This window comes from Hydrogenophaga sp. Root209, from assembly GCF_001428625.1.
Taxonomy (GTDB): Bacteria; Pseudomonadota; Gammaproteobacteria; order Burkholderiales; family Burkholderiaceae_C; genus Hydrogenophaga.
This window is the reverse complement of the sequence record NZ_LMIE01000029.1, coordinates 221,719-245,594: the sequence shown is the minus strand read 5'-3', so window position 1 is coordinate 245,594 and position 23,876 is coordinate 221,719. Positions and strand designations below refer to the sequence as shown.

Sequence of the window (23,876 nt, the reverse complement as noted above, 5' to 3'; positions counted from 1 at the left end):
GCCCATTCGCCCACAGCCACGGCGTCCAGCCCGCCCAGCGGCAAGGTGCCCGCCGCGGTGACCACACCGGCCAAGTGAACGGTGGCGGCGCTGCCCGCTTCTGTCTGCAATCGCTTGAAAGGGCCGCGCCTTCGGGTGCCGGCCCTTTGACTTTGTCGTCTTCGAATTTGTTGTAGTCTGCCGCCATGCCTTTGCCCCATCTCACCCAGGCCCGTGCGCCACTGACCCGCGAAGTCGAGGTCATGAACCAGTTTGGTGAGCGCGAGACGATCTTCATACCCGCCGAGCGCGACCTAACCGTTTATGTGGACAAGCGCGAGCTGGTGACCTTGATGACGCTGGGCGCGCAACCCGAGTGGCTGGTGCTGGGCTACTTGCTCAACCAGCGTTTGATCGCCTCGGTGGAGGACATCGAATCCGTCACGGTGGACTGGGAGGTGGGCGCCGCGTCCGTCAAGACGCGGCATGGCATCGACCACATCGAAGAGCGCACCTCCAAACGTGTGGTCACCACCGGCTGCGGCCAGGGCAGCGTGTTCGGCAACCTCATGGACGAGATCGACAGCATCCGCCTGCCCGAATCCATGGTGCTGCGCCAGTCGCAGCTGTATGGCATCGTCAATGCGATCCGGCTGAAGGAAAGCACCTACAAGTCGGCGGGTTCGGTGCACGCGTGTGCGCTGTTTCTGGGCGAAGAGCTTCAACTTTTCGTTGAAGATGTGGGCCGCCACAACGCCGTGGACACCATCGCCGGCTGGATCCCGCTTCAAACCAGCTTGCCTGCGGGCGACAAGATTTTTTACACCACCGGCCGTTTGACGAGCGAGATGGTCATCAAGTCAGCCCAGATGGGTGTGGCGGTGGTGGTTTCGCGCAGCGGCATCACGCAGATGGGGCTGGACGTGGCGCAGCGCGTGGGCCTGTGCGCCGTCGGTCGGGCCACCAACAAGCACTTCCTGTGCTACACGCACCCCGAGCGCCTGGTGCTCGACGCGGTGCCTCCTGCCACGCCCATGGCCCGCGAGCGCGCCGCCAGCCCGTCCTGACGCGGCGCCGGCCCGGGCGATCGGGCATAAACTCGGTTCACTTTTTTGCCGAGAAATTCCCCATGAGCCGAGACGTCCACGTCATTGACCACCCCCTGGTGCAGCACAAGCTCACGCTGATGCGCCGCAAGGACACCAGCACCAAGAGCTTTCGCGAGCTGGTGCACGAACTCAGCGCGCTGCTGGCCTACGAAATCACGCGCGACATGCCGATGCAGGAGATCGAGATCGAGACCCCGCTGGAGAAGATGACCTCGCGCGTGATCGACGGCAAGAAGGTGGTGCTGGCTTCCATCCTGCGCGCGGGCAACGGTTTTCTTGACGGCATGCTGCAGGTGATCCCCGGCGCGCGCGTGGGCCACATCGGTCTGTACCGCGACCCGGCCACGCTCAAGGCGGTGGAGTACTACTTCAAGATGCCGCAGGACATGCACGAGCGCGACGTGATCGTGCTCGACCCCATGCTCGCCACCGGCAACTCGGCCGTGGCCGCGGTGGACCGGCTCAAGAAGACCGGCCCGCGCTCGATCCGTTTTGTGTGCCTGGTGACCTGCCCGGAAGGCATCAAGACATTCCACGACGCACACCCCGATGTGCCGATCTACACCCCGGCGGTGGACCGGGGCCTGAACGAACACGGGTACATCGTGCCTGGCTTGGGCGATGCGGGCGACCGAATTTTTGGAACGAAGTGAACCCGCAAGGTCCCGTGCCCTCCAACCGCACACCATGACCCAGCCCACCACCTCCCTGCCCATCCGCTTCTGGACCCTGGGCTGGTCTTCCCTGACCCGCGACTGGCGCGCCGGTGAGCTGCGCTTGCTGATGCTGGCCGTCACGCTCGCGGTCGCTGCCTTGTCGGCGGTGGGCTTTTTTGCCGACCGGCTGCAGGGCGGCCTGGTGCGTGATGCACGCGCTCTCATCGGGGGCGACGTGGTGATCAGCAGCGACAACACGCCACCACCGGCCTTCCAGCAGCAAGCGCGCGAACTGGGCCTGACCGTGGCGCAGACGCTGGGCTTCCCCACCATGGGCCGCGCGCGCGATGAAGAGGGTGGCGCCGCCCGCCTGGTGGCTTTGAAGGCCGTGGGCGAGGGCTACCCGCTGCGCGGCAGCCTGCGCGTGGCCGAGACACCCACCGCCGCCGATGCGCCCACGCGCGAGATTCCCGCCCCCGGCACCGCCTGGGTCGACGCCGCGCTGCTCGTGTCCTTGAACCTGCAGATGGGCCAGCCGCTGCTGCTGGGAGACTCGGCGCTCACCATCGCCCGCGTCATCGTGGTGGAACCCGACCGGGGTGCTGGCTTCATGAGCTTTGCGCCACGCGTGATGATCAACAACGCCGACCTGCCCGCCACCGGCCTGGTGCAGCCCGCCAGCCGGCTCACCTACCGCCTGGCCGTGGTGGGCGACGAAGCCCGCGTGGCCCGTTTCAACCAGTGGGCTCAGGCCGAGATCGCCCAGTCCGGCCTGCGCGGCATCCGGCTGGAGTCGCTCGAAGGCGGGCGCCCCGAGATGCAGCAGACGCTGGAGCGCGCCGAAAAATTTCTCAACCTCGTGGCACTGCTCGCCGCGTTGCTGTGCGCCGTGGCAGTGGCCATTGCAGCGCGCGGCTTCGCCCAGCGGCACCTGGACGACTGCGCCATGCTGCGCGTGCTGGGTCTGTCCCAAGGCACCATGGCGCGCGCCTACACGCTCGAATTCGCGCTCGTCGGCCTGTTTGCCAGCGCGCTCGGTGTGGCGATCGGTTATGCGGTGCACCACGTGTTCGTGGTGCTGCTCGCGGGCCTGGTCGAGGCCAGCCTGCCGCCGCCCGGCATCACGCCTGTGCTGCTCGGCCTGGGCATGGGCCTCACGCTCATGATGGCTTTTGGCCTGCCCCCGGTGCTGCAGCTGGCCAAAGTGCCGCCGCTGCGTGTGATCCGCCGCGACGTGGGCCAGCTCAAGCCCGCCACGCTGGCCGTGCTGGCCCTCGGCATGGCCGGTTTTGCCGCATTGCTGCTGGCCGCCAGCCGCGATCTGGTGCTGGGCAGCATCGCGGTGGGCGGCTTCGCGGCCGCCGTGTTGCTGTTCGCCGCCGCCAGCTTTGCCGCCGTGCGCCTGCTGCGTGCCAGCGTGAACGAAGCCACTGCACCTCGCGCGCTGGTGATGGCCACGCGCCAGCTCTCGGCCCGCCCGGCCTACGCGGTGGTGCAGATCAGCGCGCTCTCGGTCGGGTTGCTCGCGCTGGTGCTGCTGGTGCTGCTGCGCACCGACCTCATTGCCAGCTGGCGCAACGCCACCCCGCCCGACGCCCCCAACCGCTTCGTCATCAACGTGCAGCCCGAGCAGGGCGCGGAATTCCAGCAAGCGCTGCGCACCGCCGGGGTGGAGCGTTTCGACTGGTATCCCATGATCCGGGGCCGCCTGGTCAGCATCAACGGCGCGGCGGTCAGACCCGAGGACTACACCGACGACAGGGCCGCCCGCCTGGTCGACCGCGAGTTCAATCTCTCCAACACCGCCACACTGCCCGACCACAACCCGGTGGTGCAAGGGCGCTGGACCAACGGCGAAGCCGACGCCCTGAGCGTGGAAGAGGGCCTGGCTGAAACGCTGGGCCTCAAGCTCGGTGACCGACTGGGTTTCGACATCGCCGGCCAGGTGACTGAAGGCCGCATCACCAGCCTGCGCAAGGTGGACTGGGGCTCCATGCGGGTCAACTTCTTCGTGGTGTTTCCGGTGACCGATGTGCCCAACGTGCCCGTGAGCTTCATCAGCGCCTTCCGCGCGCCCGATGGTGCGAGCGCTGCTGGCGCCAGCTTCGACAACACGCTGGTGCGCCAGTTTCCCAACATCACCAACGTCGACATGAGCCAGACCATCGCGCAGGTGCAGCGCGTGCTCGGCCAGGTCATCAGCGCGGTGGAATTCCTGTTCGCCTTCACGCTGGCCGCCGGCCTGGTGGTGCTGCTGGCCGCCATCACCGCCACGCGCGGCGAACGCGAGCGCGAATTCGCCATCCTGCGCGCGGTGGGCGCGGGCTCGCGCCTGCTGCGCCAGGTGCAGCGCATCGAACTGCTGGGCGTGGGTTTGCTGGCCGGTTTCCTCGCTTCCACGGTCGCCGTGGTAGTGGGCTGGGCGCTCGCTCGCTACGTGTTCCAGTTTTCCTGGACCGCTTCGCCCTGGGTGCCGCTGGGCGGCGCGCTGGCCGGCGCCGTGCTGGCCCTGGTGGCGGGCTGGTGGGGTCTGCGCAGCGTGTTGCGCACGCCCGTGGTGGAAACCTTGCGCAGGGCCACCGAATGAACACGCCCCTGCAAGAACCCAAGCCCTTCGCGACTCCCTTCGAATGGATCGGCGGCGAAGACAAGGTGCGCGCCTTGGTCGACCGCTTCTACGACCTCATGGACATCGAGCCCGGCTACCGGGAACTGCGCGCCGCCCATGGCAACACGCTGGCCGATGCGCGGCAAAAACTCTTCTGGTTCCTCTGCGGCTGGCTCGGCGGCCCGCAGCACTACACCGAACAGTTCGGCCACCCGCGCCTGCGCATGCGCCACATGCCGTTTTCCATCGGCGTGCAGGAGCGCGACCAGTGGCTGGCCTGCATGGACCAGGCGATGGGCGAGACGGGCGTGGACGCGGTGCTGCGCGAGCGGTTGAAGACCAGCTTTTTCCAGACCGCGGATTGGATGCGGAATTCGCCGGGGTGAGAGCCGGTACTTTCAATCAACCAACGGGGTGCGACATGCAAACGGCCATACCTGAAGTGACCACGGAGTTTCTCGAGGCGTTTGCCGCGGCGTGGAATCGGCACGATGTCGACGCCCTCATGTCGTTCATGACAGAGGATTGCGTCTTCGAATCGTCGGCCGGTGCGGATGCCTGCGGCACCCGCTACGTCGGCAGTGAAGCCGTGCGAGCTGCCTTCGCCAAGGTCTGGGCAGTGTTCCCGGACGCCCAATGGGCCCATGCGCGCCATTTTGTCCACGGGGACCGGGGCGTATCGGAATGGACGTTTCTGGGCACGCGGGCGGATGGCTCGCGCGTTGAGGTTCACGGTTGTGATCTGTTCACGCTTCGAGGCGGCAAGATTCTCCTGAAGAACTCCTACCGGAAAAGCCGCTCGCCATCCTGAGTTTGAAGTGGTCAACGGGGCTCGGGCCCGAGGCCGCCTTCATCCCGAGCGCAACAACACCACCAGCGCCCCAGCCCCACCGTCGGCTGGCCGCGCCTGCACGAACGCCATCACCTCGTTCTTCTGCACCAGCCAGCGCAACACGCGGTTCTTGAGCACCGGCATGCGCCCGGGGGAACCCAGGCCTTTGCCGTGCACCACGCGCACGCAGCGCAGGCCTTGCTGGTGGGCTTCGCGGATGAAGCGGCCCAGGGCTTCGCGGGCTTCGTCCGTGCGCAGGCCGTGCAGGTCGATCTGGCGCTGGATGCTCCAGCTGCCCTCGCGAAGCTTGCGCATCACGTCCGGCCCGAGGCCCGGGCGGCGGAAGCTCAGCATCTCGTCGGTGTGCAGCAGGGTCTCGATGTCGAACTCGTCGGACAGCGCCTCTCGCATCACCGAGGCCTCGTCAAGCTGGCGTTGCACGGGCAGCGGCTCCACCGGCACCGGGCGCCGCTCGATGCGGCCGGGGTTGGCGATGGATTGAACCGGACCCACGGCGCTGGCGAACAGGCGGTGCTCGCGTTCGCGCCGCAGCCCGGCCTGGCGCGCGGCTTCGCGCTGAACGGCTTCGGCCGCCGCACGCTCTGCCATGGCGCGTTTGAGCGCCTTCAGATCGGCCAGCGTGTTGACTTTCATGGCGCGATTGTGACGGAGCGGTCGCGCCCTGCGCTGCGGGCGCAAGATCAACCCTGCAGCGTCAGATCAAGCCCATTTCGGCCATGGACGCGGCGTGGTTGCGGGTCACGATGAAGTGGTCCAGCACGCGCACGTCCACCAGCGCCAGCGCCGACTTGAGGGTTGCGGTGAGGGCTTCGTCTGCGCGCGAGGGCAGGGCGGTGCCGCTGGGGTGGTTGTGCGCCAGCACCACGGCAGCGGCGTGGTGGTGAAGGGCGCGCAGCACCACTTCTCTGGGGTACACGCTGGTCTGGGTGAGGGTGCCGCGAAACAATTCTTCAAGCGCAACCAGCCGGTTCTGGGAGTCGAGGAACATCACCGCAAACACCTCGTGCTGGCGACCGCCGAGCTGCAGTTGCAGGTACTCGCGCACCGCCTGGGGGTTCTCCATCAGCGTCTTCTCCTGCAGACGCTGGGTGAGCGCGCGGCGGGCGAGTTCGAGCACCGCCAGCACCTCGGCGCGTTTGGCCGGGCCCAGGCCCTTGACCTGTCTCAGCGCATCGGCGCTGGTGTGCAGCAGTCCGGCCATGCCGCCAAAGTGTTCCAGCAGCTCCTGAGCGAGCTGCACCACGTGTTTGCCTCGGATGCCGGTGCGCAGCAGCAGCGCCAGCAGTTCCACGTCGCTGAGCGCGGAAGGTCCGCGTGCCAGCAGCTTTTCGCGCGGTCGCGCGTCGTTCGGCAGGCTTTTCAGCCCGACTGCAAGAAGGCCATCCATCGTTTTTTCTCCCTGTTTCAGTCCGCTTTTTACAATACAGGCTTCACCCCACCGCCAGCGCCCCGGTTTTCGGCCGCTTGCGCCACACTCCTGCCCATGCTTTCCCACCCGCCCATGCCCCAAGTCCAAGACGGCTCTTTCCTCACCCTGCACTACCGCATGTCGGGTCCGCAGGGGCAGGTGATCATCGACACCTTTGCCGGCAAACCCGCCACGCTGAGCCTGGGAACCGGCGAGCTCTCGCCAGCCATCGAGCAGCGGCTGATGGGTCTGGACGAGGGCACCCGCACCATCATCGAGCTGGCCGCAGGCGAGGCCTTTGGCGATCGCCAGCCCGAGATGGTGCAGTGGGTAGCGCGTAAGCTGCTGAGCGAGCTGGGAGACCCGCACGAACGGTACGTGGCCGGCGATGTGGTGCAGTTCCCCACGCCCGATGGGCTGGGCACCTATGCGGGCGCTGTGCTGCAGGTGCGCGAAGATGGTGCGGTGCTGTTCGATTTCAACCACCCGCTGGCCGGGCAGCCGGTGAGCTTCGAAGTGCAACTGATCGGGGTGCTCTGATGCCGATGTCCCAGGAAATCGTTCTCGCCGAGCCGCGCGGCTTCTGTGCCGGTGTGGACCGCGCCATCGAGATCGTCGAGCGTGCGCTCGCCAAGTTCGGCCGACCGATCTATGTGCGCCACGAGATCGTGCACAACACCTATGTGGTCAACGACCTCAAGGCCAAAGGTGCGGTCTTCATCGAGGAACTGGCCGACGTGCCGGCCGGCGCCACGCTGGTGTTTTCGGCCCACGGCGTGAGCAAGGCGATCCAGGACGAAGCGAAGCAGCGCGGCTTCCACATCTTTGATGCCACCTGCCCGCTGGTGACCAAGGTGCACGTCGAGGTGGCCAAGCTGCACCGCGAAGGTTTCGAGTTCATCATGATCGGCCACAAAGGACACCCCGAGGTGGAGGGCACGATGGGCCAGTTGGAGAGCGGCATCCATCTGGTGGAAGATGTGGCCGATGTGTCGCGCGTGTCGCCCACGCAGACGGCCAAGCTTGCCGTGGTGACGCAAACCACGCTGTCGGTGGACGACGCGGCCGAGATTCTCAAGGCCGTTAAGGCGCGCTTTCCGCAGGTGCGCGAACCCAAGCAGCAGGACATCTGCTACGCCACGCAGAACAGGCAGGACGCGGTCAAGCTGCTGAGCCCGCAGGTGGACATCGTGATCGTGGTGGGCAGCCCCACCAGCTCCAACAGCAACCGCCTGCGCGAAGTCGCGCTCAAACTGGGCACGGTCAGCCACATGGTCGACAGCGCCGATGAGCTGCGTGCCGAGTGGTTCGAAGGCAAGAGTCGTGTGGGTCTCACCGCCGGCGCCTCGGCGCCCGAGATCCTGGTGCGCCAGGTGATTGAGCGCATCAAGGCGCTGGGCGCCATCTCCGTGCGCACCATGGACGGCCTGACCGAGACCATCAAGTTCCCGCTGCCCAAAGGCCTGAAGATGGACGACGAAGACGCCGCGCCCCTGCAGCACCTGCGCTGAGCGCCGGGGCACTGCTTCCCCAAACCTACAATCGCCGCATGCTAGACATCGTTCAACTGAGAAAAGACCTCCCCGGGGTCGTGGCGCGGCTTGAAACGCGCAAGAGCCCACAGCCGTTTCTGGATGTGCCCGCCTACCAGGCCCTGGAGACGGAGCGCAAGACGCTGCAGACCCGCACTGAAGAGCTGCAAAGCCAGCGCAACACCCTCTCCAAACAGATCGGTCAACTCAAAGCCAAGGGGGAAAGCGCCGATGCCGTGATGGCGCAGGTGGGCGCCCTCAAGACCGAGCTGGATGCGTCTGCCTCGCGGCTTGAGGTGATTCAAGCCGAACTGCACAACCTGCTGCAGGCGGTGCCCAATCTGCCGCACGAGAGTGTGCCCGTGGGCAGCGACGAGCGCGGCAATGTTGAACTGCGCCGCTGGGGCACACCGCGTGTGTTCGACTTCCCGGTGCGCGACCATGTGGACGTGGGTGCCCCGCTTGGACTCGATTTCGAAACCGGCACCAAACTCGCCGGCTCGCGCTTCACCTTCATGCGCGGCCCGCTCGCGCGACTGCACCGTGCGCTCAGCGCATTCATGCTCGACGTGCAGACCCAGGAGCACGGCTACACCGAGTGCTACACGCCCTACATCGTGAACGCCGACACCCTGCGCGGCACCGGCCAGTTGCCCAAGTTCGAAGCCGACCTGTTCGCGGTGAAAAAGGGCGGCCAGGAAGGCGAGGCCGTGCCCGACACGCAGGCGCTGTACCTGATCCCCACGAGCGAAGTAACGCTGACCAACACTGTGCGCGACACCGTGGTTGCCGAGATCGAGTTACCGATCAAGCTGACGGCGCACACCCCGTGCTTCCGGTCGGAGGCCGGCAGCGCCGGGCGCGACACACGCGGCATGATTCGCCAGCACCAGTTCGACAAGGTCGAGATGGTGCAGATCGTGCATCCCGACAAAAGCTACGAGGCCCTGGAGGCCATGACTGGCCACGCCGAAGCTGTGCTGCAGAAGCTGGGCCTGCCCTACCGCGTGCTCGCGCTATGCACCGGCGACATGGGCTTTGGCGCCACCCGCACGCACGACCTGGAAGTGTGGGTACCCGCGCAAGGCACCTACCGCGAGATCAGCTCGGTGTCCAACTGCGAGGCCTTCCAGGCCCGGCGCTTGCAAGCTCGCTTCAAAAATGCGCAGGGCAAGAACGAACTCGTGCACACCCTCAACGGTTCAGGTCTGGCCGTGGGGCGTGCGCTGGTGGCGGTGCTGGAGAACTTCCAGAACGCCGATGGCAGCGTGACGGTGCCCGAGGTGCTGCGTCCCTACATGGGTGGGCTGGAGCGCCTGAATCCGACATGAAAACGGCTTGAAGCGAAAAGCTTCGCCCAGCAAAAAGCCACCGGGTTCGGTGGCTTTTTCACGTCTGGCGGAGAGGGTGGGATTCGAACCCACGGTACCTTGCGGTACGCCTGATTTCGAGTCAGGTACATTCGACCACTCTGCCACCTCTCCGGTGTCGGTCTACATCGCGAACCGGCGAGTATAGCAGGCGCTCAACGCCGAGATGTCGGCGTATCGGGTGCCCGAGGCGGGTGAGACAATGCGCCACTGCCGCATCCCACCCACCCATGCTCGTCGACACCCAACCCGCGACTTACCAACACGTGCCGGCATCGCCGGAAGTGCGTGACCATTGGGTGAATTCGCAACTCATCGGCGTGTTGATGGACAACATGGGCCCGTCGTTGGTGGCGGCTACGCTCTCGCTGCCACTGCTCGTCTACATGATGGCAGGGGATGTCAACACAGTCGGCCTGCTGGTCTGGACCGCGCTGATGCTGGCGATGCTGGTCTACCGCTACCGCCTGATCGGTATCTACCGCTTGCGCTACGACAGCCTGGAGGGGCCGCAACGCATAACCTTCATCAATCGCTACCACTGGACCTGGGCCGCTGTGGCCCTGCTGTGGGGCGGGCCGGTGCTGTTGAGTTACCAGCAGGCACCGATCGCCACCCAGTTCGTTTGCGCGCTGGTGGTGCTGGGGCAGGGGCTGCTCACGCTCACCTCCTTCAGCGCCTACCTGCCGGTCTACCGCACTTACGCCAACGCACTCATGCTCTCGGTGCTCTTGAGCCTGGTCGTCGTCATGGTGGTGTTGCCCCAACCGGCCGGGGCGCTGCAGACCGGACTGGTCCTCATGGCTCTCCTGGTGGCGTTCTGGGGCTTGCTGTTCATGACAGGAACACGCATGCACGAGGTTCACCGTGCCAGTTTTGAGTTGCAGTTTTCCAATCAGGAGCTGATCGACTCGCTCACCTTGCAGACCCGCGCCTCGTTGCGCGCGGTGGCCACCAAAAATCGCTTTCTGGCTTCTGCCGCCCACGACCTGCGCCAGCCGGTGCATGCGCTCAGCCTCTATGCGGATTGGCTGGCCACCGAGCCGGAGATGGCGCGTGACATCGCGCCGCGCATCCTGCAGTCCACGCGCGCCATCAACGAGTTGTTTGATTCGTTGTTCGACCTGACGCGCATCGATGCAGGCAACTACAAGGTGCGGTTGCAGCACGTGGATGTGGAGAAGCTGTTCGCTGATCTGTCGCTGCAGTTCGAGCCGGTGGCGGTGGGCAAGTCGCTGCGCCTGCGTTCCCACACGCGTCCCACCACGCTGTGGTCGGATCCCGTGGTGCTGCGCCGCATTCTGGGCAACCTGGTGTCCAACGCGCTGCGGCACACACATCAAGGGGGCGTGTTGCTGGCGCTGCGTCAGCGCGAGGACATGCTGGTGTTTGAAGTCTGGGACACAGGCGTGGGCATTGCGCGCGAGCACCAGCAGGCGATCTTCCAGGAGTTCTTTCGCGTGTCCCAGCACCAGGGCACCGAGGACAGTCTGGGCCTGGGTTTGACGATCGTGTCCAAGCTGGCATCGCTGATGGGCTACCAGCTGGCCCTGACTTCGGAGGCCAACCGGGGCAGTGTCTTCAGGGTGATGCTGCCGGCGTTTACCCAGCAGGAAGCCACCGGGTTGCCCGAACCCACGGTGGTGGCGCGCAGCGCAGCCTGATCACGGGCCGCTGCGCTGCTGCGGGATCAGAGGTCCAGCAAACCAGCCGTGCGGGCGAGGTGGCTGGCCTGCGAGCGGCTCTTGACGTTGAGCCGGCGGAACAGGCGCCACAAGTGCACCTTGACGGTGTGTTCACTGATCTGCAGTTGCTCCGCGATGTCGCGGTTGCTCAGGCCACGGTCCAGCATGACCAGCAGCTGTTTCTGGCGTTTGGAAAGCTTGTCAGGAATGGTGGGAGCGTTTTCGTCTTCCACCTCGTCGGTCAGGAATTCGCGCAGCACCTTGGCGATCTGCGCCGCACCGGCCGACTTCTCCACGTAAGCGTCGGCACCGGCTTCGCGGGCCAGGTCTTCGTAATCGGATGAGGGTGAAGCCGACAGCACGATCAGCGATGTGTCGGGCAACATCTGGCGGACTTCGCGCACACCGGACACGCCGTTGGTGTCGGGCAGTTTGAGGTCGAGGCAGACCAGCTCTGGCTCACCGTGTTCGGCGATGGCCTTGCTCACGGACGCCAGCCGCTCAAGCTCAATCACCTGGGTCGAGGCCCGAAGGCGGCGAAGCAGCATGACGACGGCCTCACGCATGAGCGGGTGGTCGTCAATAACAAAAATACTCATATCGGGCTGTGCTGGTAATAAATGGTTTCAACCGAAGAGCATATCGGCAACTTTAACCTTTGGCGATAGCCGCCTCCGGCGAAAACAGTTCGGAGATGGGACTTGTTGCACGATATGCGTCGCGCGTCATGGGGCTTCCATCGAATACCCTACATGGTACGCGCATGGGAAGCGGGATGTTAGCCAAAAGCAGGCACCCTCCGGTGAGGCCGTCAGTGGGGATCTTTGCCGTGCCGGGGTCACGCGGGTTCAGTCGGCCTGCTCGCTGAAGGACTGCAGTGCAGCCGACACTGCCGCAGGATCGCCACGGGACGCCAGCTGACCCGACAGGGCTTCCAGCGCCACGTTGCCTTCGCGTTGCAGGCGCATCATGGCTTGAGCCGCATCACGTGGAGCGGTGAAGCCGGTGCTTTGCAGAAGAAGCGCGCCCTGGGCGTCGAGCAGCTTGAAATAGAACAGGCCGTCCGGTTCCCGGTATTGCTTGAAACTGGGGGCAGCACTCTTGCTGCCCTTGCTGACCACGGGAGCCGCCGCCAACTGAAGCGGGCGCAACCCGACGGCGTGGCGCAGTTTTGATGTGAATGGCGTGGCGATGGCGCGTGCTTTTTCAGCGCCTGCTTTCAAGGTCTTTTCAATCCGCTCGGGCTCCTGAATCAATTCGTCGTAGACCAAACGAAGCGGTGCAATTTCCCGGTCAAGGCGTTCGAACAAGACCTGCTTGGCCTCGCCCCAGGCGATGCCGTCGGCGTAGGCTTTTGCCAGCGCAGCGGTTTCTTCGGTCGAGGCGAAGGCCTGGTAGAGCTGGAACAGCGCGGAACCATCGGTGGACTTGGGCTCGCCCGGTGCGCGCGAGTCGGTCACGATGCCCATGATGAGTTTCTTCAACTGCTCGCGCGGCACGAACAGCGGGATGGTGTTGTCGTAGCTCTTGCTCATCTTGCGGCCATCAAGCCCGGGCAGGGTGGCCACGTGTTCTTCGATGGCGGCCTCGGGCAGCGTGAAGTGTTCGCCGTAGAGGTGGTTGAAACTGGCCGCGATGTCGCGCGCCATCTCGATGTGCTGGATCTGGTCACGCCCCACCGGCACCTGGTGCGCGTTGAACATGAGGATGTCGGCCGCCATCAGCACCGGGTACATGAAGAGTCCGGCGGTCACGCCAGCGTCAGGGTCGGCGTTGGCCGCGGTGTTCTTGTCGACCGACGCCTTGTAGGCGTGCGCGCGGTTGAGCACGCCCTTGCCGGTCACACAGGTCAGGAACCAGGTGAGTTCAGGAATCTCGGGAATGTCCGACTGGCGGTAGAAGGTGACCTTCTCGGGGTCGAGCCCGCAGGCCAGCCAGGTGGCGGCGATTTCCAGCGTGGAGCGCTGCACGCGTGCGGGCTCGCCCACCTTGATGAGCGCGTGGTAGTCGGCCAGGAAGTAAAAGCTCTCCACCTGGTCCAGGCGGCTGGCGCGCACGGTGGGACGGATGGCGCCGACGTAGTTGCCCAGATGGGGTGTGCCCGATGTGGTGATGCCGGTGAGGACGCGTTGGGTTTTCATGGGCAGGGTTCAGAGAATCAACAGGCGAAGCGGCGTGAGCAGCACCTCAATGAGGCTGCCGGTGAGCATCATCAATGGACGCAGCCAGAGGTTGCCCACCACACCGCTGATGACCAAGGCCATGACGATGAAGAAACCCCAAGGCTCGACGCGTGAGACCAGCTCGGCCTGGCGCATGGGCAGCAGGCCCACCAGAATGCGCCCGCCGTCCAGCGGGGGGAGGGGAAAGAGGTTGAAAGCGAACATGACCAGATTCACCAGCACGCCCGCGCGGCACATCTGCAGGAAGAACTGTTCCTGCACGCCCATCGCGGCCAGCACATAGAGCAGCATGGTCCAGGCGATCGCCTGGAACAGGTTGGCACCGGGCCCGGCAAGTGCGACCCACACCATGTCGCGCTTGGGGTTGCGCAGGCGCCCGAAGTTGACCGGCACCGGCTTGGCATAGCCGAACAGGAAGGCCCCGGCGGTGGCGAAGTACAGGATCAACGGCATCGCGATGGTGCCCACCGGATCGATGTGCTTGACCGGGTTGAGCGTGATGCGTCCCATGAGTTCGGCGGTGCGGTCGCCGAAGTGCCGGGCCGCGTAACCATGCGCTGCCTCGTGCAGCGTGATGGCGAACAGCACCGGAATGGCGTAGAGGGCGACGGTTTGAACGATCTGGGCGAAATCCATGGAGGGTGCGCTGAGGGCAAACGCGTATTGTCCCAGACTGGGCGAGAGCCCAGCCGGGGTGGCTCAGAGCCCGAGTGGACCGAGGGCGCCCTGACCTGCGCGGATCACTTCGGGTTCCCCGCCACTGCCCATCGGCGTGAGGTCGATCACCGTGGTGGGCTCCAGCGCACAGGCCCCGGCGTCGATCACGCCGGCCAGCTCGTGCTGCAGACGTTCGCGGATCTCCTGGGCGTCGTTCAGCGGATGGCTCTGGCCGGGCAGGATGAGCGTGGTGGAGAGCAACGGCGCACCATGCAGGCCGAGCAGCTCCAGCAGTGTCTTGTGCTCGGGCACGCGCAGGCCGATGGTCTTGCGCGAGGGGTGGCTCAGGCGCCGCGGCACCTCCTTGCTGGCCTCCAGGATGAAGGTGTAGGGGCCAGGTGTTGCGAGTTTGAGCAGCCGGTACTGGCGGTTGTCGACCCGAGCGTAGCTGGCGAGTTCACTCAGGTCGCGGCAGATCAGCGTGAGGTGGTGCTTGTCGTCCACCTGCCGAATGCGGCGAAGGCTGTCGGCTGCTGTCTTGTCGTCGAGGTGGCAGACCAGGGCGTAGCTCGAATCGGTGGGCACGGCCAGCACGCCACCGCGCTCGAGCAACTGCACCGCCTGCTTGAGCAGGCGCGGCTGGGGATTGTCGGGATGGACTTCGAAGAACTGGGACATGGCGCGATTGTGATCCCGCTCAAGCCTCGGGTTGGTCCACTGGCAGGCGTCGGTCACGCGCGGTGAGCCAGCTGGCGGTGGCGCCGCACAGAACGATCATCGCAATGCCGATGAGCTCCAGGCGGCCCGGCACATGGCCGAACACGACCCAGCCACAGAACATGGCGAAGCCGATCTGGCCGTAGAGGTAGGGCGTGAGCGTGGACGCCTGCGTGCGTTTGAACGCCAGGATCAGCAGAAAATGACCGACGGTGCCCATGAGGCCGATCAGGCACAGGAGCGCGAAGGTGGCTGCGTCGGGCACGGTCTGCCACACCACGGGCAGCACCAGGCTGGCGAGCAGCGCGCCGACCCAGCCGGTGTAGAAATGCATGGTCATGGGGTCTTCGGTTCGCGCCATCTTGCTGGTCAGAATCTGGAACCAGGCGTAGGTGAACACCATCACCAGCGGCAGCAGACTGGCCCAGCCGATCACATCACCACCGGGTTGCACCACCAGCAGCGCGCCGGCGAAGCCGCCGCACACCAGCACCCAGCGCAGCGGCGACACGCGCTCGCGCAGGAACAGCGCAGCCAGCAGCGTGACCACCAGCGGCGTGATCATGACGATGGCGGTGAATTCGCCCACCGGCATGTACTGCAGGGCGACGAACGAAATCGCGCTCACGGCCAGCAGCAAGGCACCTCGCAACACCTGGAAGCGGGGGTGGGCGGTTTGCAGCAGGCTGCGCCCGCGCAATGGCAGCATGACCGCCGTGACCAACACGGCGTGGAACGCGTAGCGGAACCACACAGCCATCAGCACGGGCACAAAGGCGCCGACGTACTTCACGGTGGTGTCCAGCACGGCAAAGAATGCCGTGGCCAGGACCAGAAAGGCGATGCCCAGCGCGGCCTGCGCGGGCGGATAGCGCGTCGGCTCCACCATCACTGCAGGATGCGCGACTGCAGCAGCTCCCACACCGGCGTGACGCTGCCGGGCAGGTCGGGCAGTTTGCCCAGGTCCATGTGGCTCTCTTCCGGGCTGTGGAAATCGCTGCCGCGCGATGCGGCGAGGCCGAATTCCTGGCAGTAGCCCGCGTACTTCGCGTAGTCGGACTGGTTGTGCGCACCGGTCATCACCTCCACCGCCTGACCGCCGTGGTTCTTGAATTCGGTGAACAGCGCGAACTCTTCATTGGGCGTGAGCTTGTAGCGGCCCGGGTGGGCGATCACGGCCACGCCGCCGGACTGCGTGATCCAGCCCACCGCGTCGGCCAGCTTGGCCCAGCGGTGTGGCACGAAGCCGGGTTTGCCCTCGGTGATGTATTTGCGAAAGACGTCGTTGGTGTCCTTGCTCACGCCTATTTCCACCAGATAGCGCGCGAAGTGGGAGCGAGAGATGAGTTCGGGGTTGCCCACGTACTTCAAGGCGCCTTCATAGACACCTTTGATGCCCACGCGGGCGAGGTCTTCGCTCATGTCGCGGGCCCGCTGTTCGCGCCCGCCGCGCGTGGCCCGCAGGCCGGTCAAGAGCGCGGGATGCGTGTGGTCCATGCCCAGGCCGACGATGTGCACCGTGATGCCGAGGAAGGTCACCGAGATCTCGACGCCTGTGAGGTAATTCATGCCCACCTCACGCGCAGCCGCCATGGCACGATCCTGTCCCCCGAGTTCATCGTGGTCGGTCAGGGCCCACAGCTCCACGCCGTTGGCCTGGGCGCGCTGCGCCAGCGCCTCGGGCGTGAGGGTGCCGTCGGAGACGACGGAGTGGCAGTGCAGGTCGGCGTTGGTCAATGTGTTCACCGAGTCATTTTAGGTTTTACCCATTCACCCTGTGTTTCGCAGGCCGGCCGCGATGCCGTTGATCGAAATGTGGATGCCGCGGCGCACGCGTTCGTTGCGATCGGCGTCGTTTTCACCAGCGCGGTAGCGCCGCACCAGTTCCACCTGCAGGTGGTGCAGCGGGTCGATGTAAGGGAAACGGTGGCGCATGGAGCGCTGCAGTGCGGCGTTGTTGACCAGGCGCTGCTTTTCACCGGTGATGAGCGCCAGCGCATCGGCCGTGCGGTGCCACTCGGCCTCGATGGCGGTGAACACCTGCTTGCGCAGGCGCTTGTCGGGCACCAGCTCTGAATACAACGAGGCGAGCGCCAGATCGCTCTTGGCCAGCACCATGTCCATGTTGGAGAGCAGGGTGCTGAAAAACGGCCACTGCTTCACCATCTTTTGCAGCAGCGCCTTTTGTGCGGCCACGCCTTTGGGGCCGTCGCGGTGCAGGAAGGTGTGCACCGCCGAACCAAACCCGTACCAGCCCGGCAGCGTGAGGCGGCACTGGCCCCAGCTGAAGCCCCAGGGTATCGCGCGCAGGTCCTCGATCTTCTGCGTGGCCTTGCGCGAGGCCGGGCGCGAGCCGATGTTGAGCTCGGCGATCTCGCGGATCGGTGTGGATGCGAAGAAGTACTCGGCGAAGCGCGGGGTGTCGTAGACCAGTGCGCGGTAGGCGGCCATGCTCTGGCGCGAGAGCTCGTCGGCGGCGGCCAGGAAAGCGGCGGGGGCGTTGCGCGTGGGCTTGAGCAGCGTGGCCTCCAGCGTGGCGGCCACCAGGGTTTCGAGGTTGCGCCGGCCGATTTCCGGGTTGGCGTACTTGGAGCCGATCACCTCGCCCTGTTCTGTGAGGCGGATCTGGCCGCGCACCGTGCCCGGCGGCTGCGCCAGGATGGCCTGAAAACTTGGACCGCCGCCACGTCCCACGGTGCCGCCTCGACCATGGAACATCCGCAACTGGATGGGTCTTTCCCGGCCCTGGTTGAGGGTGTCGAACAACTCGACCAACGCGATCTCGGCCCGGTACAACTCCCAGTTGCTGGTGAAGATGCCGCCGTCCTTGTTGCTGTCGGAGTAGCCCAGCATGATGTCCTGCTCGCAGTAGCCGTCGGCCGCGCCCCGTTCGACCATGGCGCGCACGCCGGGCAGGGCCAGGTACTCGCGCATGATGGGTGCGGACTGCGCAAGATCTTCGATGGTCTCGAACAGCGGCACCACGATCAGGTCGCACACCGCGTCGTCATTCAGCGTGCCGCGCATCAGCCCAGCCTCTTTTTGCAGCAGCAGCACCTCCAGCAGGTCGCTCACGGTTTCGGTGTGGCTGATGATGGCGTGGCGAATGGCCTGCGCGCCGAAGCGCTCGCGCCCGCTGCGCGCGGTGTCGAAGATGGCCAGTTCGCCCAGCGTGTGGGCCGAATAGGCAACACCGGGCACGCGCAAGGGTCGCGCGTCGTTGAGCTGGCGAAGCAGCACGACGCGCTTGCCGGCCTCGTCGAGTTGCGAATAGTGCGGCTCGATGCGCGCCGTGGCGAGCAGCTCCGCCACCACCTCCTCGTGTTTGTCTGAGCTTTGCCGCAGGTCGACCGTGGCCAGATGAAAGCCGAACACCTGCACGGCGCGCATCAGCGGCTGCAGGCGCGCGCGCGCCAGTGCGGCGCCGTGGTGCGACTTGAGCGAGTCTTCGATGGTGCGCAGGTCGTCGAGCAGCTCGGCTGCGCTGATGTAGGCGTCTTGTGGAGCCACGGCGTGGCGCGCCGCCTCGCCGCCGGTGAGGTGGTGAAGCGTGGCCGCGAGGCGCGCGTACATGCCGGTGAGTGCGCGGCGGTAGGGCTCGTCCTGTCGGTGGGCATTGGTGTCGGGCGAGCGCTTGGCCAGGGCTTGCATGGCCTGGCTCACGCTGGTGAGCATGGCCGACACGGAAAGCTCGGCGCCCAGGTGGTGCAGTTGGGTGAGATGGTGGCGCAGCACCATGTCGGCCTGGCTGTGCAGCGCAAGTTCGAGTGTCTGCGCGGTCACGTTGGGGTTGCCATCCCGGTCGCCACCGATCCACTGGCCCATGCGCAGGAAGGGCGCGATCACGGCGTTCCCGCCACTGTCGCCCAGACCTTCCTCGAGCTCGCGGTACAGACGCGGAATCTGCGTAAGGAAGGTGGCCTCGTAGTAGCTCAGCGCATTCTCGATCTCGTCGGCCACGGTCAGCTTGGTGAAGCGCAGCAGGCGCGTTTGCCAGAGCTGGGTGACACGGGCGCGGATCTGCGCCTCGATGTCGTCGCGCTCGCGCGGCAGGCGCTCCTGTTCGTCGCGCTCGCCGAGCAGCCGCGCGATGGCGCGCTCGGCGTCCAGGATGCTCTTGCGTTGCACTTCGGTGGGGTGGGCCGTGAGCACGGGCGAGATGTGGCTGTGTGCCAGCGTGTCGACGATGGCGCCCGGTGCGATGCCGGCCTTGTGCAGGCGCTGCAGCGTGCGCGCCAGACTGCCTTCCTGCAGCTCACCGGCGCGCTCGTGCACGGCGCGGCGGCGGATGTGGTGGCGGTCCTCGGCCAGGTTGGCCAGGTGACTGAAGTAGGTGAAGGCGCGGATCACGCTCACCGTCTGGTCACCGCTCAGGCCCTTGAGCAGCTTCTTGAGCGCCTTGTCGGCCGACTGGTCGGCGTGGCGTCGGAACGCGACCGAGAGCTGGCGGATCTGTTCGATCAGCTCAAAGGCCGCCAGGCCTTCCTGCTCGCGGATCACATCGCCCAGGATGCGACCCAGCAGGCGGATGTCGTCGATGAGCGGCTGGTCCTTGTCGGCGCGGCTGGAGGGGCGGGGGCGGGTTTGCGCGATCGTTCGGCTCATGGTGTTGTGAGATGAGAGGCCTGCCGACGGGGCCGGGTGATCTGGAGAAAACCCGGTCGAAGGGTCATGCTAGCATCCAAAAACACCCTGCCCGGTTACGAACCGGGTACCAAATTCCGCGCGTTGTGCCGCCCCCAGATCCTCCCCTCCCTTCATGTCCACTTCCACCTCCCAGGCCATCACCATCGCCACCCGCGAGAGCCGTCTGGCGTTGTGGCAGGCCGAACACGTCAAGGCCTTGCTGGAAGGCCTGGGCCACCGGGTGGCGCTGCTGGGCATGACCACGCTGGGCGACCAGATTCTGGACCGCAGCCTGTCCAAGGTCGGTGGCAAGGGCTTGTTCGTCAAGGAACTCGAAGTGGCGCTGGCAGAGGGCCGCGCCGACATCGCGGTGCATTCGCTCAAGGACGTGCCGATGCAGCTGCCCGACGGCTTTGCGCTGGCCTGCGTGATGGAGCGCGAAGACCCGCGCGATGCCTGGGTGTCGCCGGGTTGCGCAACGCTGGCCGAGTTGCCGGCAAACGCGGTGGTGGGCACCTCCAGCCTGCGCCGCCTGGTGCTGTTGCGCGAATCGCTGGACCGCCTGGGCCGCACCGATGTGCGCATCGAACCCCTGCGCGGCAACCTGGACACGCGCCTGCGCAAGCTCGACGAAGGCCAGTACCACGCCATCGTGCTGGCCGCGGCCGGCCTCAAGCGGCTGGGCCTGGGCCAGCGCATCCGCCACATCTTCGAGCCGGCCGACTCGTTGCCCGCCGCCGGCCAGGGGGCTTTGGGCATCGAGGTGCGATCGGATCGGCAAGACCTCGTCGATGCGCTGGCGCCGCTCGCGCACACCGCCAGCTGGCAGCGCGTGGCGGCCGAGCGCACCGTATCGCGCGCCATGGGTGGCAGCTGCTCCATGCCCCTGGCGGCCTACGCCGACTGGCAGGCAGACGGCACGCTGAAGCTCGACGCCGCCTGGGGCGATCCGCAAGGCCGGCATGCCGTGGTGCGGGCGAGCGGGCAGGCGCGCGTGCACACGCTGGCCGAGGCCGAGGCGCTGGGCCAGCGCGTGGCCGCCGACCTGCGCGCGGCCGGCGCCACACCGCCGTTGGTGGAGGTCTGAGGCCTTGAGCGAGACCACCGCCCAGCGGCCCGTGCCCAGCCGCCTGGCGCGACTGATCGTCACCCGTCCCGCGGGTGAAGCCGCCCACTGGGTGCAAGCGCTGCGCGCCCAGGGGTGGCCAGCGCAGGCACTGCCCCTGATCGACATTGGCGAGCCGGCGTCCGTCGAGGCCAGGGCTGCCTTGCAGTTCTGGCGCGCGAACTGGTCACAAGTCGATGCGCTGCTGTTCGTGAGCGGCGCGGCCGTGAGCCATTTTTTTGCCGAAGAGGCGGTTGCGCGTCCGCTGGCGCCATTCAAAACACGCTTCTGGGCCCCCGGGCCTGGCACGGCGCGCCAGCTCGAACAGGCGCTCGGCGCCTTGGGCATTGCACCCGAGCGCATCGACTCGCCGGCAGCCGACGCCGCGCAATTCGATTCCGAGCATCTCTGGCCCGTGGTCGCCCCGCAGGTGGTGGCGGGAAGCCGGATCCTCATCGTGCGGGGATCGACCATGGAAGCGCCTGCAGCCGAGGGCTCTGTGCCCGGGCATGGGCGCGACTGGTTGATTCGGCAATGCGAGGCCCGGGGTGCCCGGGTGGAAGGCTGTGTGGCCTACGAACGACGCCCGCCGGTGTTCGACGATGCCGATCGTGCGCTCGTGGCGCAGGCGACCCTGGCAGGCAGTGTGTGGCTGTTCAGCAGTTCCGAGGCGCTGGCTGCGCTGTGCGTGGCGCAGCCATCGGCCCGCTGGACGGCGGTCACGGCGCTGGTGACGCATCCGCGCATTGCCCAGGCTGCGCGCAACGCGGGCTTCGGGCGTGTGATCGAATCACGTCCCAGCCTGCCCGACGTGTTGCGCGTCCTAGAATCAGAGTGCACTGCACCATGAGCTCCAACCAACCTGTTCACCCCTCCACCGACACCGCGGCGCCCACCGCGGTGCCGATCCACGCAGCGCCGCTGTCTGCTGCTGCAGCGGGGCGCCGACCCGGCTCGGGGCTGACGTGGCTGGCCGTGCTGCTGGCCGCGCTGGCGCTCGTGCTGGCCGGCTTGCTGTGGCAAAAGCTCAGCCTCACCCAACAGGAGCTGGCCCGCCGCGCCCAAGACAGCGGCGAGCAGGCCGTGGAGGCTCGCACCATGGCCGCACAGGCCGAGGCGCTGGCGCAGGAGCTGCAGGCGCGGCTGGCCGTGGCGGAGGTGCGCTTGTCCGAAGTGAGCCTGCAGCGCAGCCAGCTCGAAGAACTCATGCTGGCGCTCTCACGCTCGCGCGACGACAACCTGGTGCAAGACCTGGAGTCGGCAGTGAAGCTCGCGCAGCAGCAGGCCCAGCTCACCGGCAGCGCCCAGCCGATCATCTCTGCGCTCCAGGCAGCGGACCAGCGCATTGCCCGAGCCGCCCAGCCACGGCTGAACCCGGTGCAGCGCGCCATTGCACGCGACATCGAACGCATCCAGGCCGCCCCGCTGGCCGACATCCCCGCGCTGGCCTTGCGGCTGGACGAGTTGGCTCGGCAGGTGGACGAGTGGCCCGTGCTCAACCAGGTGGGCTTGCAGAAGGCGGCGGCGCCTGCCGCACGCAAGACCGCAGCGGAGCCCGCGCCGGTGGCTGCGAAGAGCCCTGCCACGCCCGTCATCGCTGCGCCAGCCGCCCCCGCAGCCCAGGAGCCCGCTCTGGAGAGCGAGCCGGATGCCGAGCCGGGTGGATTCAGCCAAGGCTGGACGCGTGTCTCCGGCTGGTGGAGCGCCTTGTGGGAGCGCACCTGGACCGAGGTCACGCGCAGTGGCCGCGAGCTGGTTCGTGTGAGCCGCATTGACCGGCCCGAGGCCGCGTTGCTGGCGCCCGAGCAAGCGTTTTTCCTGCGCGAAAACATCAAGCTGAAGCTGCTCAACGCCCGTCTGGGGCTGCTGGCCCGGCACATGGCCGCCAGCCAGGCCGACGTGGTTGCGGTGGAGGCGTCCATCGCGCGCTACTTCGACACCGGCGCACCCCGGGTGGCCAGCGCGCAAGCCTTGCTGGGTCGCCTGCGCCGCGATCTGGTCGACAGCGAACTGCCGCGTCCGGAAGCGACCCTGTCCGCCCTGGCCGCGGCTGCGGGAGGCCGCTGATGCGCCGCCGTCAGCGGGGCGCGATGCGCAACGTGTTCTGGTTGCTGGGGCTGGCTGCCGTGGCGGTGGCGCTGGCGCTGCTGGTGGGACACAACGCGAGCACGGTGACGCTGTTCTGGCCCCCCTACCGGTTCGACGTCTCCTTCAATTTCGTCCTGTTCTGCCTGATCGCCGGCTTTGTGCTGCTGCACGCCGCGTTGCTGGCCATCGGTCTGGTTCGAGACTTGCCCGAACGGGCTCAGCGCTGGCGCAGCCAGCAGATCGAGCGCTCAGTGGTGGGTTCGGTCATGGACGCATTGGCGCACCAGCTGGCGGGCCGTTTCGTGCGTGCGCAGTCGGCAGCGCAGCACGCGCTCAATCAACTCAAGACCGTCGCGCCAGGCCAGTGGCCGCGGCGCGACCAGTTGCAGGTGCTCGCGCACTTGCTGGTCGCCGAAAGCGCGCAGTCGTTGCAGAACCGCGAGCGACGCGACGAAAATCTGCAGGCCGCGCTGGATCCAGCCTTGGCCAAGGGAGCGCCCGATGCGTCCGAGGGTGCCTTGTTGCGCGCGGTGCGCTGGGCAGTGGAAGACCGCGATGTGGAGGCTGCACGCAGCCGTCTGGCCGAGCTGCCGCAAGGCGCGGGCCGCCGCATCCAGGCGCTGCGGCTGAAGCTGCGCGTCGCGCGCCTGGGGGGCGCCACCTCGGAAGCGCTGGAGACCGCGCGCCTGCTCGCCAAGCACAAGGCGTTTTCACCCGAAGCCTCGCGCAGCATCGTGCGCGGGTTGGTGCTCGACGCCTTGCGCGAAGCACACGACATGGCGCAGCTTGAGGTCGTGTGGAATGGCCTGGACGCCAGCGAGCGCGCCATGCCCGAGCTGGCCCTGGCCGCCGCGCGGCGCGGCAACCAGCTGGTGCTCCAGCGCAGCGACGCTGACGGGGATGAAGCCCGCGCGGTGGCCGCTCGTCTGCGCTCGTGGCTGGAGCCGTTGTGGCAGGACTTCGACGCCCTGACGCCCGTGCAGCAACGCCAACTGGTCACGGCCTTCGAGCCCGGCCTGCCGCAGCTCGACAGCGCCTGGCTCGCTCGACTGGAGCAGCAACAGCGCCTGTCGCCGAACAACGCCTTTCTTCAGTACCTCGCCGGGCAGGCCTGCATGCAGCGCCAGCTCTGGGGCAAGGCCAGTCAGTTGCTCACGCAGGCCAGCCACGGCTTGAATGACGCCGCGCTGATGCGCCGCACCTGGCGCTCGCTGGCCCTGCTGGCCGAAGAGCGCGGCGACGAGACGGCGGCCCAGTCGGCCTGGAAACAAGCCGCGTTGCTGGACTGAGCGCCTGCTCA

The 23,876-nt window shown here is 66.8% G+C and carries 22 protein-coding genes and 1 tRNA gene; 13 read left to right on the top strand and 10 right to left on the bottom strand.

Translation table 11 applies throughout. The annotated features are described in order from the left end of the window. The first annotated feature begins 185 nt into the window (after positions 1-185). From ASE11_RS14665 to ASE11_RS14645, 5 genes are all read left to right on the top strand, one after another. Positions 186-1,046 (top strand): formate dehydrogenase accessory sulfurtransferase FdhD, encoded by an 861-nt coding sequence (locus ASE11_RS14665; protein ID WP_056272848.1) that lies wholly within the window; start codon positions 186-188, stop codon positions 1,044-1,046. A 62-nt stretch (positions 1,047-1,108) separates the two neighbouring features. After that, positions 1,109-1,741: a uracil phosphoribosyltransferase gene (gene upp, locus ASE11_RS14660; RefSeq protein WP_056272841.1), complete on the top strand. Its 633-nt coding sequence runs from the start codon at positions 1,109-1,111 to the stop codon at positions 1,739-1,741. A 34-nt stretch (positions 1,742-1,775) separates the two neighbouring features. Next, positions 1,776-4,331 (top strand): ABC transporter permease, encoded by a 2,556-nt coding sequence (locus tag ASE11_RS14655; protein ID WP_156406368.1) that lies wholly within the window; start codon positions 1,776-1,778, stop codon positions 4,329-4,331. Then, a complete protein-coding gene (locus ASE11_RS14650) occupies positions 4,328-4,738 on the top strand; it encodes a group II truncated hemoglobin (RefSeq protein ID WP_056272835.1) in 411 nt (136 codons plus the stop codon). Before ASE11_RS14655 ends, ASE11_RS14650 begins: the two co-directional genes overlap by 4 nt. Positions 4,739-4,773: 35 nt before the next feature. After that, positions 4,774-5,163, top strand: coding sequence for a nuclear transport factor 2 family protein (locus tag ASE11_RS14645; protein ID WP_056272832.1), 390 nt, complete (start codon positions 4,774-4,776; stop codon positions 5,161-5,163). A 39-nt stretch (positions 5,164-5,202) separates the two neighbouring features. Here the strand turns inward: ASE11_RS14645 and ASE11_RS14640 are convergent, their stop codons facing one another. Further along, positions 5,203-5,838, bottom strand: coding sequence for a Smr/MutS family protein (locus tag ASE11_RS14640; RefSeq protein WP_056272828.1), 636 nt, complete (start codon positions 5,836-5,838; stop codon positions 5,203-5,205). Between the two features lie 61 nt (positions 5,839-5,899). Then, positions 5,900-6,592, bottom strand: coding sequence for a RadC family protein (gene radC, locus ASE11_RS14635; protein WP_056272823.1), 693 nt, complete (start codon positions 6,590-6,592; stop codon positions 5,900-5,902). 114 nt (positions 6,593-6,706) lie between these two features. On the opposite strand from radC, the gene ASE11_RS14630 reads away from it, so the two are divergent. The 3 genes from ASE11_RS14630 to serS are packed head-to-tail and all read left to right on the top strand — an operon-like array spanning position 6,707 to position 9,476. Next, positions 6,707-7,153: an FKBP-type peptidyl-prolyl cis-trans isomerase gene (locus ASE11_RS14630; protein ID WP_414842456.1), complete on the top strand. Its 447-nt coding sequence runs from the start codon at positions 6,707-6,709 to the stop codon at positions 7,151-7,153. After that, complete coding sequence (gene ispH / locus ASE11_RS14625; RefSeq protein WP_200959362.1) at positions 7,153-8,124, top strand: 4-hydroxy-3-methylbut-2-enyl diphosphate reductase; 972 nt, start codon at positions 7,153-7,155, stop codon at positions 8,122-8,124. The genes ASE11_RS14630 and ispH overlap by 1 nt, the downstream gene beginning before the upstream one ends. Positions 8,125-8,162: 38 nt before the next feature. Beyond that, positions 8,163-9,476, top strand: coding sequence for a serine--tRNA ligase (gene serS / locus ASE11_RS14620; RefSeq protein ID WP_056272812.1), 1,314 nt, complete (start codon positions 8,163-8,165; stop codon positions 9,474-9,476). Positions 9,477-9,541: 65 nt separating this feature from the next. Here the strand turns inward: serS and ASE11_RS14615 are convergent. After that, positions 9,542-9,629 (bottom strand) — tRNA-Ser (locus tag ASE11_RS14615). Positions 9,630-9,745: 116 nt separating this feature from the next. Between ASE11_RS14615 and ASE11_RS14610 the strand changes: the two genes are divergently transcribed. Further along, positions 9,746-11,179, top strand: coding sequence for a sensor histidine kinase (locus tag ASE11_RS14610; RefSeq protein ID WP_056272809.1), 1,434 nt, complete (start codon positions 9,746-9,748; stop codon positions 11,177-11,179). A 26-nt stretch (positions 11,180-11,205) separates the two neighbouring features. Here ASE11_RS14610 and ASE11_RS14605 read toward each other — a convergent pair whose 3' ends face one another. The 7 genes from ASE11_RS14605 to ppc all read right to left on the bottom strand — a co-directional run bounded on the left by ASE11_RS14605 (position 11,206) and on the right by ppc (position 19,362). Then, positions 11,206-11,799: a LuxR C-terminal-related transcriptional regulator gene (locus ASE11_RS14605; RefSeq protein WP_082585758.1), complete on the bottom strand. Its 594-nt coding sequence runs from the start codon at positions 11,797-11,799 to the stop codon at positions 11,206-11,208. Between the two features lie 249 nt (positions 11,800-12,048). After that, a complete protein-coding gene (locus tag ASE11_RS14600) occupies positions 12,049-13,341 on the bottom strand; it encodes a tryptophan--tRNA ligase (protein ID WP_056272805.1) in 1,293 nt (430 codons plus the stop codon). A gap of 9 nt (positions 13,342-13,350) precedes the next feature. Further along, complete coding sequence (locus ASE11_RS14595) at positions 13,351-14,019, bottom strand: site-2 protease family protein (RefSeq protein ID WP_056272801.1); 669 nt, start codon at positions 14,017-14,019, stop codon at positions 13,351-13,353. Between the two features lie 63 nt (positions 14,020-14,082). Then, positions 14,083-14,718, bottom strand: a complete 636-nt coding sequence (locus ASE11_RS14590; protein ID WP_056272796.1) for an L-threonylcarbamoyladenylate synthase — start codon at positions 14,716-14,718, stop codon at positions 14,083-14,085. Positions 14,719-14,737: 19 nt separating this feature from the next. Then, the gene (locus ASE11_RS14585) at positions 14,738-15,646 is read right to left on the bottom strand and encodes a DMT family transporter (RefSeq protein WP_082585757.1); all 909 of its coding nucleotides are present in this window, start codon (positions 15,644-15,646) and stop codon (positions 14,738-14,740) included. Then, on the bottom strand, positions 15,646-16,503 hold the full coding sequence (locus tag ASE11_RS14580) for a 3',5'-nucleoside bisphosphate phosphatase (RefSeq protein ID WP_056272790.1): 858 nt from the start codon (positions 16,501-16,503) through the stop codon (positions 15,646-15,648). Before ASE11_RS14580 ends, ASE11_RS14585 begins: the two co-directional genes overlap by 1 nt. Positions 16,504-16,527: 24 nt before the next feature. Next, positions 16,528-19,362 (bottom strand): phosphoenolpyruvate carboxylase, encoded by a 2,835-nt coding sequence (ppc, locus tag ASE11_RS14575; RefSeq protein ID WP_056272788.1) that lies wholly within the window; start codon positions 19,360-19,362, stop codon positions 16,528-16,530. A gap of 154 nt (positions 19,363-19,516) precedes the next feature. Between ppc and hemC the strand changes: the two genes are divergently transcribed. The 4 genes from hemC to ASE11_RS14555 are packed head-to-tail and all read left to right on the top strand — an operon-like array spanning position 19,517 to position 23,865. Next, positions 19,517-20,470 (top strand): hydroxymethylbilane synthase, encoded by a 954-nt coding sequence (gene hemC / locus ASE11_RS14570; RefSeq protein WP_056272785.1) that lies wholly within the window; start codon positions 19,517-19,519, stop codon positions 20,468-20,470. 4 nt (positions 20,471-20,474) lie between these two features. Next, complete coding sequence (locus ASE11_RS14565; RefSeq protein ID WP_200959375.1) at positions 20,475-21,338, top strand: uroporphyrinogen-III synthase; 864 nt, start codon at positions 20,475-20,477, stop codon at positions 21,336-21,338. Beyond that, entirely contained in the window at positions 21,335-22,555 is a 1,221-nt protein-coding gene (locus ASE11_RS26920; protein ID WP_056272783.1) for a uroporphyrinogen-III C-methyltransferase, read from the top strand. The genes ASE11_RS14565 and ASE11_RS26920 overlap by 4 nt, the downstream gene beginning before the upstream one ends. Next, complete coding sequence (locus ASE11_RS14555) at positions 22,555-23,865, top strand: heme biosynthesis protein HemY (protein ID WP_321166263.1); 1,311 nt, start codon at positions 22,555-22,557, stop codon at positions 23,863-23,865. Before ASE11_RS26920 ends, ASE11_RS14555 begins: the two co-directional genes overlap by 1 nt. The last annotated feature ends 11 nt before the right edge of the window (positions 23,866-23,876 follow it).